The sequence below is a fragment of the Escherichia sp. F1 genome (assembly GCF_046764225.1).
GTDB classification, from domain to species: Bacteria; Pseudomonadota; Gammaproteobacteria; order Enterobacterales; family Enterobacteriaceae; genus Escherichia; species Escherichia coli.
In genome coordinates this window covers 360571-377007 of the sequence record NZ_CP177202.1, presented here as the reverse complement: position 1 = coordinate 377007, position 16437 = coordinate 360571, and the positions used below count along the sequence as shown (strand labels likewise).

The following is a 16437-nucleotide window of genomic DNA, read 5'->3' as shown; positions in this document are numbered from 1 at the left end:
ATTTGTAAGCGTGTATTCTTAAAAAAGCTCACGTTCGTCACCAGCTAAATCTGGTATGAATTTCAGCCTAAATTGTTACAAAGCATATTAAACAGCAGCTTAAGTATACAATTTATTCGGCGAAACATTATTGATTCTGTTGATATGATCACGTTATACCCAATGTGCGCATTATCAAACAGACAAAGGGAATCAACGAGATGAAAACGCCCCTGGTTACCCGGGAAGGGTATGAAAAACTCAAACAAGAGCTTAATTATCTCTGGCGTGAAGAACGCCCGGAGGTCACAAAAAAGGTGACCTGGGCCGCAAGTCTGGGCGACCGCAGCGAAAATGCTGACTATCAGTATAATAAAAAGCGTCTGCGTGAAATCGACCGTCGCGTGCGCTATCTCACTAAATGCATGGAAAATCTCAAAATCGTCGATTACTCCCCGCAGCAGGAAGGCAAAGTCTTTTTTGGCGCGTGGGTGGAGATTGAAAACGACGATGGCGTGACTCACCGTTTCCGTATTGTCGGCTACGATGAAATTTTTGGCCGTAAAGATTACATCTCTATCGATTCCCCGATGGCTCGCGCATTGTTGAAAAAAGAGGTGGGCGATTTGGCGGTGGTGAATACCCCTGCCGGGGAAGCGAGCTGGTATGTTAATGCTATCGAGTACGTGAAACCGTAAGGAAGAGTCTTAACCTCCTGCCGATGGCTGGCATTTTTGCCAGCCAGTCCGTATAACTATCCCCTGATTTTTGATCCGAAAAGATGAACTCAAACCATGATGAATGATTCGTTCTGCCGCATTATTGCGGGTGAAATTCAGGCGCGCCCGGAACAGGTTGACGCTGCCGTTCGCCTGCTTGACGAAGGGAATACCGTGCCGTTTATCGCACGTTATCGTAAGGAAATCACCGGCGGTCTGGATGACACGCAGCTGCGTAATCTGGAAACGCGTCTGAGCTATCTGCGCGAGCTGGAAGAGAGACGTCAGGCGATCCTCAAGTCCATTTCCGAGCAAGGCAAACTCACTGACGAGCTGGCGAATGCCATCAACGCCACACTAAGCAAAACCGAACTCGAAGACCTCTACCTGCCCTACAAACCTAAACGCCGCACCCGCGGGCAAATCGCCATTGAAGCAGGGCTTGAGCCGTTGGCTGACCTGCTGTGGAGCTCTCCATCACACACGCCAGAAGTCGCCGCTGCACAATATGTTGATGCCGATAAAGGCGTGGCAGATACCAAAGCCGCGCTGGACGGCGCGCGCTATATCCTGATGGAACGGTTTGCCGAAGATGCCGCGCTGCTGGCGAAAGTGCGTGATTATCTGTGGAAGAACGCGCATTTGGTTTCTACGGTGGTGAGTGGTAAAGAAGAGGAAGGGGCGAAATTCCGCGACTATTTCGATCATCACGAACCGCTGTCAACGGTGCCTTCTCACCGCGCGCTGGCGATGTTCCGTGGGCGTAACGAAGGCGTACTCCAACTTTCGCTGAATGCCGATCCGCAGTTCGATGAGCCGCCAAAAGAGAGCTATTGCGAGCAAATCATTATGGATCATCTCGGCCTGCGCCTGAACAATGCCCCGGCGGATAGCTGGCGCAAAGGCGTGGTGAGCTGGACGTGGCGCATCAAGGTGCTGATGCATCTGGAAACCGAACTGATGGGCACCGTGCGCGAACGCGCGGAAGATGAAGCAATCAACGTCTTTGCCCGTAACCTGCACGATCTGCTGATGGCGGCCCCAGCCGGACTGCGTGCAACGATGGGCCTCGATCCGGGTCTGCGTACCGGGGTAAAAGTAGCGGTGGTCGATGCAACTGGCAAACTGGTGGCGACCGATACCATTTACCCGCACACCGGACAAGCCGCAAAAGCAGCGATGACCGTTGCTGCCCTGTGTGAAAAGCATAATGTTGAACTGGTGGCGATCGGCAACGGTACAGCTTCCCGCGAAACTGAGCGTTTCTATCTCGACGTGCAGAAGCAGTTCCCGAAAGTGACCGCGCAGAAAGTGATCGTCAGCGAAGCAGGCGCGTCGGTTTACTCGGCTTCCGAGCTGGCAGCGCAGGAGTTCCCGGATCTCGACGTTTCGCTGCGTGGCGCGGTATCTATCGCCCGTCGTTTGCAAGATCCGCTGGCGGAGCTGGTGAAAATCGATCCGAAATCTATCGGCGTAGGTCAGTATCAGCATGACGTCAGCCAGACGCAGCTGGCCCGCAAACTGGATGCAGTAGTAGAAGACTGCGTAAACGCTGTTGGCGTCGATCTCAACACCGCTTCTGTTCCGCTGTTAACCCGCGTGGCGGGCCTGACGCGCATGATGGCGCAAAACATCGTGGCCTGGCGCGATGAGAACGGTCAGTTCCAGAACCGTCAGCAACTGCTGAAAGTGAGCCGTCTGGGGCCGAAAGCCTTCGAGCAGTGTGCGGGCTTCCTGCGTATTAACCACGGCGATAACCCGCTGGACGCCTCTACCGTTCACCCGGAAGCCTATCCGGTGGTGGAACGCATTCTGGCAGCAACACAGCAGGCACTGAAAGATCTGATGGGTAACAGCAGCGAGCTGCGTAACCTGAAAGCGTCTGACTTTACCGATGAGAAATTCGGTGTGCCGACAGTAACTGACATCATCAAAGAGCTGGAAAAACCGGGTCGCGATCCGCGTCCGGAATTTAAAACCGCTCAGTTTGCCGATGGCGTCGAGACAATGAACGACCTGCAACCGGGTATGATCCTCGAAGGCGCAGTGACCAACGTCACCAACTTTGGCGCGTTTGTCGATATCGGCGTGCATCAGGACGGCCTGGTTCACATCTCTTCATTGTCGAATAAGTTTGTGGAAGATCCGCATACCGTGGTGAAAGCGGGCGATATTGTGAAGGTGAAAGTGCTGGAAGTGGATCTTCAGCGCAAACGTATCGCCCTGACTATGCGTCTGGACGAGCAGCCTGGCGAAACCAACGCCCGTCGCGGCGGCGGTAATGAACGCCCGCAAAACAACCGCCCGGCAGCCAAACCGCGTGGGCGTGAAGCGCAGCCTGCCGGTAACAGCGCGATGATGGATGCGCTGGCGGCGGCAATGGGCAAAAAACGTTAAACGCCCTGATAGACAAACGTAAACCTGCCAGATAAAGCGTTCACGCCGCATCTGGCAACGAACGCCTTGCCTGACATAAAAGTGCCGGAGAATATCTCCGGCCTTTTTATTCCACAACCAAACTCTCAATATATCCCGTTAATATTTATCACTTCATTAACAACTGAAACCTTAATTAAACATTAACCAGTCCTGGTAATTCGCTATTCGAATTATATTTTCGCTGCGATATAACCTTGAGCCACATCAACATTGAGTCAGATTATTATTCAAACCAACATTCGCACACATTTTAAGTATTGCTGATAGAAACCATTCTCATTATCATTGTGTTGTTGATTATTTAATCTCTCCTTCGTTGGCAAATCATCTGGTCTCATGTCGCTGTCAAACGCCCCATGAGGTAGTTATCCAGTTAATGAGAAACAAGTAGGCACCTATGCAATACACTCCAGATACTGCGTGGAAAATCACTGGCTTTTCCCGTGAAATCAGCCCGGCATATCGCCAAAAACTGCTTTCTCTAGGCATGTTACCTGGCTCCTCTTTTAATGTGGTGCGCGTCGCTCCACTCGGCGACCCCATTCATATCGAAACCCGTCGTGTGAGCCTGGTATTACGCAAAAAAGATCTGGCCTTATTAGAAGTGGAAGCGGTTTCCTGTTAATACGGTGATAACAACAATGAAAAAATTAACCATTGGCTTAATTGGTAATCCAAATTCTGGCAAGACAACCTTATTTAACCAGCTCACTGGCGCACGTCAGCGTGTAGGTAACTGGGCTGGCGTTACCGTCGAACGTAAAGAAGGGCAATTCTCCACCACCGATCATCAGGTCACGCTGGTGGACCTGCCCGGCACCTATTCTCTGACCACCATCTCATCGCAGACCTCGCTCGATGAGCAAATCGCCTGTCACTACATTTTGAGTGGCGACGCTGACCTGCTGATTAACGTGGTGGATGCGTCTAACCTTGAGCGTAACCTGTACCTGACGCTGCAACTGCTGGAACTCGGCATTCCCTGCATCGTGGCACTGAACATGCTCGACATTGCCGAGAAGCAAAATATTCGTATTGAAATTGATGCTCTGTCGGCGCGTCTTGGCTGCCCGGTGATCCCGCTGGTTTCAACCCGTGGTCGCGGTATTGAAGCGCTCAAGCTGGCGATTGATCGCTATAAAGCTAACGAGAATGTGGAACTGGTGCATTACGCACAGCCGCTGCTCAACGAAGCAGATTCACTGGCAAAAGTGATGCCTTCCGACATCCCGCTGAAACAACGTCGCTGGCTGGGCTTGCAAATGCTGGAAGGCGATATCTACAGCCGCGCCTACGCCGGTGAAGCGTCGCAGCATCTTGATGCCGCCCTCGCCCGTCTGCGTAATGAGATGGATGATCCGGCGCTGCACATTGCCGATGCGCGTTACCAGTGCATTGCTGCCATCTGTGATGTGGTAAGCAACACCCTGACGGCAGAACCCAGCCGCTTCACCACTGCGGTAGATAAAATCGTGCTCAACCGTTTCCTCGGTCTGCCGATTTTCCTCTTTGTGATGTACCTGATGTTCCTGCTGGCTATCAACATCGGCGGGGCGTTACAGCCGCTGTTTGATGTCGGTTCCGTGGCGCTGTTTGTGCATGGTATTCAGTGGATTGGCTACACGCTCCACTTCCCGGACTGGCTGACTATCTTCCTCGCCCAGGGCCTGGGCGGCGGTATTAACACCGTGCTGCCACTGGTGCCGCAGATCGGCATGATGTACCTGTTCCTCTCCTTCCTCGAGGACTCCGGATATATGGCGCGTGCGGCGTTTGTGATGGACCGTCTGATGCAGGCGCTGGGCTTGCCGGGGAAATCCTTTGTGCCGCTGATCGTTGGTTTCGGTTGTAACGTACCGTCGGTAATGGGCGCACGTACGCTTGATGCACCGCGTGAACGTCTGATGACCATCATGATGGCACCGTTTATGTCCTGCGGCGCGCGTCTGGCTATCTTCGCAGTATTTGCGGCTGCCTTCTTCGGGCAGAACGGTGCGCTGGCGGTCTTCTCGCTGTATATGCTGGGTATCGTGATGGCGGTGCTGACTGGCCTGATGCTCAAGTACACCATCATGCGCGGTGAAGCGACGCCGTTTGTCATGGAGCTGCCGGTCTACCATGTACCACACGTTAAAAGCCTGATTATTCAGACCTGGCAGCGTCTGAAAGGCTTCGTTCTGCGTGCTGGTAAAGTGATTATCATCGTCAGCATTTTCCTGAGTGCTTTCAACAGCTTCTCTCTGAGCGGGAAAATCGTCGATAACATCAACGACTCGGCGCTGGCTTCCGTCAGCCGGGTGATCACCCCAGTCTTCAAGCCGATTGGCGTGCATGAAGATAACTGGCAGGCAACGGTTGGCCTGTTTACAGGCGCAATGGCGAAAGAAGTGGTGGTGGGTACGCTCAACACCCTCTACACCGCAGAAAATATTCAGGACGAAGAGTTCAATCCGGCGGAATTTAACCTCGGTGAAGAGCTGTTCAGCGCGGTAGATGAAACCTGGCAGAGCCTGAAAGACACCTTCAGCCTTAGCGTACTGATGAATCCCATTGAAGCGAGCAAAGGCGACGGCGAAATGGGTACAGGGGCGATGGGCGTGATGGATCAGAAATTCGGTAGCGCAGCTGCCGCATACAGCTACCTGATTTTCGTCCTGCTGTATGTACCGTGCATCTCGGTAATGGGGGCTATCGCCCGTGAATCAAGCCGTGGCTGGATGGGCTTCTCCATCCTGTGGGGGCTGAATATCGCTTACTCACTGGCAACATTGTTCTATCAAGTCGCCAGCTACAGCCAGCATCCAACTTACAGCCTGGTGTGCATTCTGGCGGTTATCCTGTTTAACATCGTGGTTATCGGTCTGCTGCGCCGCGCGCGTAGCCGGGTGAATATCGAACTGCTGGCAACGCGCAAATCGGTAAGCAGTTGCTGCGCAGCCAGCACCACCGGTGATTGCCATTAATGGCTTCACTTATTCAGGTACGTGATTTGCTGGCGTTACGGGGCCGTATGGAAGCGGCCCAGATAAGCCAGGCATTGAATACGCCGCAGCCAATGATTAACGCCATGCTGCAACAGCTGGAAAGCATGGGCAAAGCCGTGCGGATTCAGGAAGAACCTGACGGCTGCCTCTCTGGCAGTTGTAAAAGCTGCCCGGAAGGCAAAGTCTGTCTGCGCGAGTGGTGGGCGCTGCGTTAACCATACTCCATCGCCTGTTTTGAAAAGCCCGGTATGCGTTTGCATCCGGGCTTTTTTGCGTGCGGCTTTCCATAAAAATGCAATTCTTGCAGCGCGACGTAAGTTCCTCTGAAAGCGTCTCGCAGGGATGAAAACTGGCTAATGCACAGGTGTGGAGTGGCGCGTAGAGTCGCGGCATTCAAACAACAGGTGAAGGAACGCCATGAGCAAAAAGCAGAGTTCCACCCCACACGATGCGCTGTTCAAACTCTTTTTACGCCAACCGGAGACGGCACGCGATTTTCTTGCGTTTCATTTACCGGCACCCATTCACGCGCTCTGTGATATGAAAACCCTCAAGCTGGAGTCGAGCAGCTTTATTGATGACGATCTGCGTGAAAGCTATTCCGACGTGCTGTGGTCGGTGAAAACGGAACAAGGACCAGGATATATCTATTGTCTGATTGAACATCAAAGCACCTCAAACAAACTGATCGCATTTCGCATGATGCGTTACGCCATTGCCGCAATGCAAAATCACCTTGATGCCGGATACAAAACGTTGCCGATGGTGGTGCCATTGTTGTTTTACCACGGTATTGAAAGCCCCTATCCCTATTCGCTGTGTTGGCTTGATTGTTTCGCCGATCCCAACCTGGCAAGGCAGCTTTATGCCTCTGCATTTCCGCTGATTGATGTCACCGTCATGCCTGATGATGAAATCATGCAGCACCGACGTATGGCGCTGCTGGAGTTAATTCAAAAACATATTCGTCAACGCGACCTGATGGGGCTGGTAGAGCAAATGGCCTGCTTATTAAGTAGTGGATACGCTAATGACAGACAAATCAAAGGGCTGTTTAATTACATACTGCAAACTGGCGATGCGGTACGTTTTAACGATTTTATCGACGGTGTTGCCGAACGTTCACCGAAACACAAGGAGAGTTTAATGACTATTGCGGAAAGATTGCGGCAAGAGGGGTTTCAGAAAGGTATACGTACCAACGCCCTAAATATTGCCAAAACCATGCTGGATGCCGGAGTCTCTCTTGAGGACGTTCTGCGATTTACCAGCCTGACGGTTGAAGACCTTGCTGAAATAAATCATCAATAACGTAAAGGATGGTTTTAATGACAGATGCAGAAAGAGAATATCTTATTAGTTACCTGATTGGTTATTTATTGGATCGACGCCTGGAAGCCCCGGATATCGCCAAAAGAATGCTGTAATCCGGAGTCCCTCTTGCGGACATCATGCGTTTTACCGGGGTGTCAGAAGAAGAGTTGGCTGCGGCGAGTCAGTAAAGTTCTGTCTCGCCATTTCAAAAGCCACCTACACCCTCTGCTTCAACGCCACCAGCACGTGACGAAACTCGACCGGATGCGAAATAAACGGCGCATGGGCCGCTTTGGCGAAAATGTACGACTCGCTGTGCGGCCAGAGTTTATCCAGCATCGGCACCACTTTGCGCGGCACCAGACCATCGAGATAACCATACAATCGCAAAAACGGCATGGACACGTTTTGCAGCGGCAGACGGAGATCGACCGTTTTGAGGATTTCCAGCCCACCATTGAGCACGTCCACCTCCGGCATCGGTAACGCCAGTACGGTTTTCTTCAACGCCCGCGCATCCTGGCGCGCCGTTTCAGTACCCATGGTTTGTAACGCCAGGAACCGCTCCACTGTACGCTGAAAATCATCACTCAGCTGCTGCTGAAATCCCGCCAGCACGTCCGGTTTTATCCCCGGCCACTCGTCACGAGCACTAAAACAAGGCGACGACGCCACGGTGACCAGCGCCTGAACACGCTCGGGATGGGTTAACGCAATCTGGCTTGCCACCAGCCCGCCCAGACTCCAGCCTAACCAAATGGCTTTATCAGGTGCCTGTCGCAGCACGGCTTCGGCCATATCAGCAAGCGACAGCGCACCAAATCCCCGGCTGCGCCCGAAACCGGGCAGATCAACAAGGTGCAGCGTAAAATGCGAGCTAAGTTCCTCGTCAATGCAACGCCACACTTCGGCATTCAGTCCCCATCCGTGCAACGGCACAAGATGAACATTCCCCTGACCTTTGGTCTGCCACCAGATGTTATTCATCCGCTATTGTTCTCTTTTGACTTACAAGGATGAACATATGCTAACAGTACCGGGATTATGCTGGCTATGCCGAATGCCACTGGCGTTAGGTCATTGGGGGATTTGTTCGGTCTGTTCACGCGCCGCCCGTACAGATAAAACGTTATGCCCACAATGTGGATTACCCGCCACACACACCCATCTTCCCTGCGGTCGCTGCCTGCATAAACCACCGCCCTGGCAAAGACTGGTCACGGTTGCCGACTATGCGCCGCCGTTAAGTCCGCTTATCCACCAGCTTAAGTTTTCCCGCCACAGCGAAATCGCCAGCGCCCTGTCACGTCTGTTACTATTGGAAGTCTTACACGCTCGTCGCACCACCGGGTTGCAATTGCCGGATCGCATTATCAGCGTTCCGTTATGGCAGCGGCGTCACTGGCGTCGGGGATTTAATCAGAGCGATTTGCTGTGTCAGCCGTTATCACGCTGGTTGCACTGCCGATGGGATAGCGAAGCCGTCACACGAACACGGGCCACTGCGACCCAGCATTTTCTCAGTGCCCGGCTGCGCAAGCGCAACCTGAAAAATGCCTTTCGCCTTGAATTGCCTGTGCAAGGTCGCCATATGGTGATAGTGGATGATGTCGTCACCACCGGAAGTACCGTCGCAGAGATTGCGCAGCTGCTTTTACGCAATGGTGCGGCGACTGTCCAGGTCTGGTGCCTTTGTCGAACCTTGTAGAGCCTCGATGATGGGCGTATTATAACCAACTAAAATAGTCAACTATTAGGCCATTACTATGATCCGTATTTCCGATGCTGCACAAGCGCACTTTGCCAAACTGCTGGCAAACCAGGAAGAAGGGACACAAATCCGCGTATTTGTGATTAACCCTGGCACGCCTAACGCTGAATGTGGTGTTTCTTATTGTCCGCCGGATGCCGTGGAAGCCACCGACACTGCCCTGAAATTTGACCTGCTGACCGCGTATGTTGATGAGTTAAGCGCTCCTTACCTGGAAGATGCAGAGATCGACTTTGTTACAGACCAGTTGGGTTCCCAGTTAACGCTGAAAGCGCCTAACGCCAAAATGCGTAAAGTCGCAGACGATGCACCGCTGATGGAGCGCGTGGAGTATATGCTGCAGTCGCAGATCAACCCACAGCTTGCTGGTCACGGTGGTCGCGTTTCGCTGATGGAAATCACCGAAGACGGTTACGCCATTCTGCAATTTGGCGGCGGCTGTAACGGTTGTTCTATGGTAGATGTGACGCTGAAAGAAGGGATCGAGAAGCAGCTGCTGAACGAATTCCCGGAGCTGAAAGGTGTGCGCGATCTCACCGAACACCAGCGCGGCGAGCACTCCTACTACTAAGTTATCCCCTCTTTTGTAGATTGCCCGATGCGACGCTAAAGCGTCATTTCGGGCCTACGTTGAACATGAGCCAGACGTTGGCGCAGCATTGCTTTGGCAACCCCCTCCCTTCGTTTCCCCGCGATAATATGACCAACCTCTCATAATTTAAATTTACCCCGCTCTGGTGATTCTCAAACGCCGGATGTTACCCGTATCATTCACATGGGTACCAAACATACTCCTGACATCTGACTACAATAATTAGTTTTAGTGGGTATCAGTCGTGGTGCCGCAATATCTCTGTTCCCGATTGGGATAATTAGAGTTTGTCGTCAGAAAATTGACGTTACCCATAACAAATGAAAGGCCAGGTAAATCATGCCATTAGTCATTGTTGCTATCGGTGTAATCTTGTTGTTGCTCCTGATGATCCGTTTCAAAATGAACGGCTTCATCGCTCTCGTCCTCGTGGCGCTTGCTGTTGGATTAATGCAAGGAATGCCGCTGGATAAAGTTATTGGCTCCATCAAAGCCGGTGTCGGCGGGACGCTCGGTAGCCTTGCCCTGATCATGGGTTTTGGCGCGATGCTGGGCAAAATGCTGGCAGACTGCGGTGGCGCACAACGTATCGCCACCACGCTGATTGCTAAATTTGGTAAAAAACACATCCAGTGGGCGGTGGTACTGACCGGTTTTACCGTTGGTTTTGCCCTGTTCTATGAAGTGGGTTTCGTGCTGATGCTGCCGCTGGTGTTTACCATCGCGGCTTCCGCGAATATTCCACTGCTGTATGTTGGTGTACCAATGGCGGCTGCACTGTCTGTGACCCACGGCTTCCTGCCACCGCATCCGGGTCCGACTGCGATTGCCACCATTTTCAATGCCGACATGGGTAAAACCCTGCTGTACGGTACTATTCTGGCAATCCCGACCGTGATTCTCGCCGGTCCGGTTTACGCTCGCGTGTTGAAAGGTATAGATAAGCCGATCCCGGAAGGTCTGTACAGCGCGAAAACCTTCAGCGAAGAAGAGATGCCGAGCTTTGGCGTCAGCGTCTGGACCTCTCTGGTGCCGGTAGTACTGATGGCGATGCGTGCGATTGCCGAAATGATCCTGCCGAAAGGTCACGCTTTCCTGCCGGTAGCGGAGTTCCTCGGTGACCCGGTAATGGCAACGCTGATTGCCGTGCTGATTGCGATGTTCACCTTTGGTCTGAACCGTGGTCGTTCAATGGATCAGATTAACGACACGCTGGTTTCTTCCATCAAAATCATTGCGATGATGCTGTTGATTATCGGTGGTGGCGGTGCGTTCAAGCAGGTGCTGGTAGACAGCGGCGTGGACAAATACATTGCTTCCATGATGCACGAAACCAACATTTCTCCGCTGCTGATGGCCTGGTCGATTGCTGCCGTACTGCGTATCGCGCTGGGTTCCGCAACCGTTGCGGCAATCACTGCGGGTGGTATCGCGGCACCGCTGATTGCAACGACGGGTGTTAGCCCGGAGCTGATGGTTATTGCGGTTGGTTCCGGTAGTGTGATTTTCTCTCACGTGAACGATCCGGGCTTCTGGCTGTTCAAAGAGTACTTTAACCTGACTATCGGCGAGACCATCAAATCCTGGTCGATGCTGGAAACCATTATCTCGGTGTGCGGTCTGGTAGGCTGTCTGCTGCTGAATATGGTGATTTGATAACACTGACTGCCGGATGCATCGCATCCGGCATCAACCGCACCCTACTACTTCTTCGCTGCCGCTCTGCGCCGTCTGTCCAAATCCTTCAGCAACTTGTTCACGCCATCATCGGCAAACATCGACTCAAGCGTTGCGGAAAGCTTGCGTCGCCAGTTTTTATACTGGTAACTGGTGCCAGGAATATTCACCGGTTCGGCCATATCCAGCCAGTCTTCCGGCTGTAGTCCTAACAGAGCACTGTTACTGTCGGCAATGTAGCGCTGCAAACCACGATTAAGCGTCGGCGTCATCGACATCAACGATGCCTTATGCCCGGCACGTTTTGGCAGACAACCATATTTATGCAGTGCATCCAGTAGTCCTTGCTTCGCCAGTTCGCGATCCTGATACAGACCGCGCAGTACCACTTCATCCGGATACAACCCCAGGGTTTTACCCAGCGTTAGATCCCCGCTCTCCCAGTAACCACGCAGCGTTGGCAGGTCGTGTGTCGCCGCAACCGCCATCGACTGCTCCGGATACGCTTTCGGTGCACGGAACGTCTTCTCGTGGTCGTTTTCGAAATAGAGCACTTTGTAGGAGTACACACCACTGCTGCGCAGCTTACCGACAATCTCTACCGGTACCGTGCCGAGATCTTCACCAATCACCATGCAGCGATGACGTTTACTTTCGAGTGCCAGAATCGAGAGCAGATCATCCACCGGATAGTGTACATACGCGCCCTGATCCGCCGTCTCGCCATACGGTATCCACCACAAACGCAGCATCGACATCACATGGTCAATTCGTAATGCGCCGCAGTTTTGCATATTGGCGCGCAACAGCTCGATAAACGGTTCATAGGCACGCGCGGTGATGATATGCGGGTCCATTGGCGGCAATCCCCAGTTCTGCCCCAACGGGCCGAGGATATCCGGCGGTGCGCCAACCGACGCTTTCAGACAATACAACTCCCGGTCGCACCAGGTTTCTGCTCCACCCTCTGCTACGCCAACCGCCAGATCACGATACAAGCCAATCGGCATTTCATAGCCCTGGCTTATCTCCCAGCAGTCGGCAAACTGGCTGTAAGCCAGCCACTGCAACCAGAGATAAAAATCGACGTCATCGCGATGTTCTTCGCAGAACTGGCGCACTTCTGGTGAATCCACGTTCTGATACATCTCTGGCCATGCAGGCCAGCCCCAGCGCATTTCGTCCTCTTTCACTTGCTGGGCATGTAGTGCGTCAAACGCCGCCTGCCAGAACAGGCTGTCGCCTTGCTCTGCAACAAACTGGCGAAACGCGGCCATCTGTTCATCATCACGTTGCGCGAAACCTTTCCACGCCATTCGTAATGCTGTCATTTTTAGGGCGGTAACCGTGGAGTAATCGACCCAGTCGGCATCCCGCGCCTGTTGCAGCGTCTGTTGCGTGGTCGGCAACTTCCACCAGGCCTGAGCCTCTTCGCTAAGATGGAAATCTTCAACGGCGTTAACGTCGATATAAATCACATTCAGCCAACGGCGAGAAGACGGGCTATACGGGCTGGCACTTTCCGGATTTGCCGGATAGAGCGCATGAATCGGGTTCAGACCGATGAACGACCCGCCACGTTTTGCCACATCCACCAGCATCGCTTTGAGATCGCCAAAATCCCCAATACCCCAGTTTTTTTCCGATCGCAGCGTATAAAGCTGAACGCAGGCACCCCACAGCTTTTGTTTGTTCAGCAACGCCTGCGGTTCGTAACAGCGTTTCGGGGCGACAATCACCCGGCAATGCACGCGCTGGTCGTCCTGGGTGACTGTCAGCGTGTGATAACCTTCCGGCAGCTTCGTCGGTAGATTGAACGCTTTGCCCCCCGTTACATGGCCTTTGTACTGCGTTCCTTCTTCGGTGGTCAGCAGCCAGCTATATTCGCCGCTGCCCTCCACCACCATCGGCATTTTTTTGCCGCTGGTATAAACCATGACATTCGGGACTGGCGTTACCGCCACTTTCGTGGCGGTACGTTGATGCATCGCGTCAAGCAAACGCCGTTTGGTTTCGGCGCTAATCGACTGCGGTTTACCGTGGGCATTGATGTAATTGGGGCTAATCCCCGCCGCCAGCGCGGCATTATCCAGACGTTTGCTTTCCATCGAGCTTCCTTAGCGTTTTGCCTGCCAGATACGAGCCTGATAATCGCGAATAGAGCGATCCGAGCTAAACATACCGCAGCGGGCGGTATTGAGGATCGCCGCGCGAGTCCAGGCCTCCTGGTCGCGGTACAGCACATCCACCTGCTTTTGTGCCTCTACATAGGCTGCGAAATCCGCCATCACCAGATACGGATCGCCGCCCTGTTTGCCGATACTGTGCAGCATCTGGTCGAAGGCATGCTTATCGCCGTCGCTGTATTTGCCGCTTTCCAGCTCTTTCAATACTGCGTCCAGCACCTTATCTTTCTTCCGCCATTTCACCGGGTCGTAGCCTTTGGCCAGAATTGCCTTCACTTGTTCCACGGTATGACCAAAAATAAAGATATTTTCTTCACCAACTTTCTCGGCGATTTCAACGTTCGCACCATCCAGCGTACCGACAGTAAGCGCACCATTGAGCGCCAGTTTCATATTGCCGGTACCGGAAGCTTCTTTACCTGCCGTCGAAATTTGTTCGGAGATATCCGCCGCCGGGATCAGTTTTTCCGCCGCCGAAACGCAATAATCCGGCAGGAACACCACCTTCAATTTGTCGCCAACCTGCGGATCGTTGTTGATCACGTCAGCCACTTTGTTGATCGCAAAGATAATGTTTTTCGCCAGGTAGTAGCCCGGTGCCGCTTTCGCGCCAAAGAGGAAGACGCGCGGTACGCGATCAGCCTGCGGGTTTTCACGAATTTCTTTGTACAACGCCAGAATATGCAGCAGATTCAGGTGCTGGCGTTTGTACTCATGCAGACGTTTGATCTGAATATCGAAAATCGCCTGTGGATTGATCTCAATACCGGTACGAACTTTCACAAACTCTGCCAGACGGACTTTATTCGCCTGCTTGATCTCGCGATATTGCTGACGGAATTTCGCATCATCAGCGAATTTTTCCAGATTGATCAGTTGATCGAGATCGTTAGCCCACTCTTTTTTCAGTGATTTATCCAACAGAGCCGCCAGTGCCGGGTTGCACTGTTTGATCCAGCGACGTGGGGTAATACCGTTGGTGACGTTATGGAATTTGTTCGGCCATAGCTGGTGATATTCCGGGAACAGATCTTTCACTACCAGATCCGAGTGCAGCGCCGCTACACCGTTCACCGCGAAACCGCCAACCACACACAGGTTCGCCATATGCACTTGTTTGTCGTGCACCACCGCCAGTTTGGCCCACACTTTTTCATCGCCCGGCCAGGTTTTCTCCACCAGCGTTTTAAAGCGTGTATTAATTTCGTTAATAATCTGCATGTGGCGCGGCAGTAAGCCTTTCACCAGTTTCACATCCCAGCGTTCCAGCGCTTCTGGCATCAGGGTATGGTTGGTGTAAGCGAAAGTTTTGCTGGTAATGGCCCAGGCGTCATCCCAGCTCATCTGGTGCTCATCGATCAGCACGCGCAGCAGTTCTGGAATCGCGATAGTTGGGTGGGTATCGTTCAGCTGAATAACTTCATAATCCGCCAGTTCGTGCAGTTTACGCCCCGCCAGATGATGGCGACGCAAAATATCCGCTACCGAGCAGGCACACTGGAAGTATTGCTGCATCAGGCGCAGCTTTTTACCGGCAGTATGGTTGTCGTTTGGATAGAGAACTTTGGTCAGTTTTTCCGCGTTGATGCCCTGCTGTTCGGCACGCAGGAAATCACCGTCGTTAAATTTAGTCAGATCAAACGGATGCGCGTGCGTCGCCTGCCACAGACGCAGAGGCTGCGCCACGCCATTACGATAGCCGACAACGGGGAGATCCCACGCTTGACCGGTAATGGTAAATTCCGGCTCCCAGCGTCCGTCTTTCGTCACTTTACCGCCAATTCCAACCTGCACATCCAGTGCTTCATTGTGGCGAAACCACGGATAGTTACCACGATGCCAGTCATCCGGCGCTTCAACCTGTTTGCCATCGACAAATGACTGGCGGAACAAACCATATTGATAGTTCAGACCGTAACCCGTCGCAGACTGACCAACAGTTGCCATTGAATCGAGGAAGCACGCCGCCAGACGTCCCAGACCACCGTTACCCAGCGCCGGGTCGATCTCTTCTTCCAGCAGGTCAGTCAGATTGATGTCATAAGCCTTCAACGAATCCTGTACATCCTGATACCAGCCGAGATTCAACAGGTTGTTGCCCGTCAGGCGACCAATCAAAAACTCCATTGAGATGTAGTTAACATGCCGCTGATTCGCCACCGGTTTGGCGAATGGCTGAGCACGCAGCATTTCGGCCAGTGCTTCACTCACTGCCAGCCACCACTGGCGAGGAGTCATTTCAGCCGCAGAATTTAAGCCATAACGCTGCCACTGACGTGAAAGCGCTTCCTGAAATTGCTTATCGTTAAAAATAGGTTGTGACATAGGAGTTCCACTTTTCTTAGATTTTCAACACAACGTTATCGCTAGTTTGCCAGGCTCGATGTTGACCTTCCTCATCCTGCGGGGGATTAGGCAGGGAGGAGTTGCGGGGATGAGCAAGGAAATGTGATCTCGACCACTTAAAGCTAGTGCAAACCACAGGATTAGCAGCAAATCAATGCCATACAGCGCAGAAAATCTGTATCTAAGTGCAAAAAATGGCCGTTGCGTATTTTCAAAAAGCGGAAGGTAACTCTATAAATTAAGTAAAGGAGTGAAACAGTTTCATAAGTAAAATATCCAGTGTGCTCCATCTCATTCTTAATAGATTTATTAAGATCATCTTTTTAGATAGCACTTTCATCAGGAATGAAGAAGAAACCCTTGCTTAAATGAATCTGATGAACATAAGGGAAATACCGTACAACCCAGCATTCACGCTGTATCAGCGTCG

General features: G+C 52.5%; 12 protein-coding genes. 9 read left to right on the top strand and 3 right to left on the bottom strand.

Going from position 1 to position 16437, the window contains the following annotated elements; genetic code table 11:
* Positions 1–200: 200 nt before the first annotated feature.
* The 6 genes from greB to rpnA all read left to right on the top strand — a co-directional run bounded on the left by greB (position 201) and on the right by rpnA (position 7432).
* A complete protein-coding gene (gene greB / locus ACK8NJ_RS01630) occupies positions 201–677 on the top strand; it encodes a transcription elongation factor GreB (protein WP_000856744.1) in 477 nt (158 codons plus the stop codon).
* A gap of 96 nt (positions 678–773) precedes the next feature.
* Positions 774–3095, top strand: a complete 2322-nt coding sequence (locus ACK8NJ_RS01625) for a Tex family protein (protein WP_000980764.1) — start codon at positions 774–776, stop codon at positions 3093–3095.
* Between the two features lie 439 nt (positions 3096–3534).
* On the top strand, positions 3535–3762 hold the full coding sequence (gene feoA / locus ACK8NJ_RS01620; RefSeq protein WP_001200455.1) for a ferrous iron transporter A: 228 nt from the start codon (positions 3535–3537) through the stop codon (positions 3760–3762).
* 16 nt (positions 3763–3778) lie between these two features.
* Positions 3779–6100 carry a Fe(2+) transporter permease subunit FeoB gene (feoB, locus tag ACK8NJ_RS01615; protein ID WP_000737015.1) on the top strand — a complete coding sequence of 774 codons (2322 nt, stop codon included), beginning with the start codon at positions 3779–3781 and terminating at the stop codon, positions 6098–6100.
* Complete coding sequence (feoC, locus tag ACK8NJ_RS01610) at positions 6100–6336, top strand: [Fe-S]-dependent transcriptional repressor FeoC (protein ID WP_001551764.1); 237 nt, start codon at positions 6100–6102, stop codon at positions 6334–6336. Before feoB ends, feoC begins: the two co-directional genes overlap by 1 nt.
* Before the next feature lie 202 nt (positions 6337–6538).
* Complete coding sequence (gene rpnA / locus ACK8NJ_RS01605) at positions 6539–7432, top strand: recombination-promoting nuclease RpnA (RefSeq protein WP_000039100.1); 894 nt, start codon at positions 6539–6541, stop codon at positions 7430–7432.
* 219 nt (positions 7433–7651) lie between these two features.
* Here the strand turns inward: rpnA and bioH are convergent, their stop codons facing one another.
* Positions 7652–8422, bottom strand: a complete 771-nt coding sequence (gene bioH, locus ACK8NJ_RS01600; protein WP_411962066.1) for a pimeloyl-ACP methyl ester esterase BioH — start codon at positions 8420–8422, stop codon at positions 7652–7654.
* Between the two features lie 37 nt (positions 8423–8459).
* On the opposite strand from bioH, the gene gntX reads away from it, so the two are divergent.
* The 3 genes from gntX to gntT all read left to right on the top strand — a co-directional run bounded on the left by gntX (position 8460) and on the right by gntT (position 11454).
* Positions 8460–9143, top strand: a complete 684-nt coding sequence (gene gntX / locus ACK8NJ_RS01595) for a DNA utilization protein GntX (RefSeq protein ID WP_094308391.1) — start codon at positions 8460–8462, stop codon at positions 9141–9143.
* A 58-nt stretch (positions 9144–9201) separates the two neighbouring features.
* Positions 9202–9777 (top strand): Fe-S biogenesis protein NfuA, encoded by a 576-nt coding sequence (gene nfuA / locus ACK8NJ_RS01590; protein WP_000619389.1) that lies wholly within the window; start codon positions 9202–9204, stop codon positions 9775–9777.
* Positions 9778–10137: 360 nt separating this feature from the next.
* Positions 10138–11454: a gluconate transporter gene (gene gntT / locus ACK8NJ_RS01585; RefSeq protein WP_001131758.1), complete on the top strand. Its 1317-nt coding sequence runs from the start codon at positions 10138–10140 to the stop codon at positions 11452–11454.
* 47 nt (positions 11455–11501) lie between these two features.
* On the opposite strand, the gene malQ is transcribed toward gntT, so the two are convergent.
* The gene (gene malQ / locus ACK8NJ_RS01580) at positions 11502–13583 is read right to left on the bottom strand and encodes a 4-alpha-glucanotransferase (protein WP_411962065.1); all 2082 of its coding nucleotides are present in this window, start codon (positions 13581–13583) and stop codon (positions 11502–11504) included.
* Positions 13584–13592: 9 nt separating this feature from the next.
* Positions 13593–15986 (bottom strand): maltodextrin phosphorylase, encoded by a 2394-nt coding sequence (malP, locus tag ACK8NJ_RS01575; RefSeq protein WP_000081881.1) that lies wholly within the window; start codon positions 15984–15986, stop codon positions 13593–13595.
* Between the last annotated feature and the right edge of the window lie 451 nt (positions 15987–16437).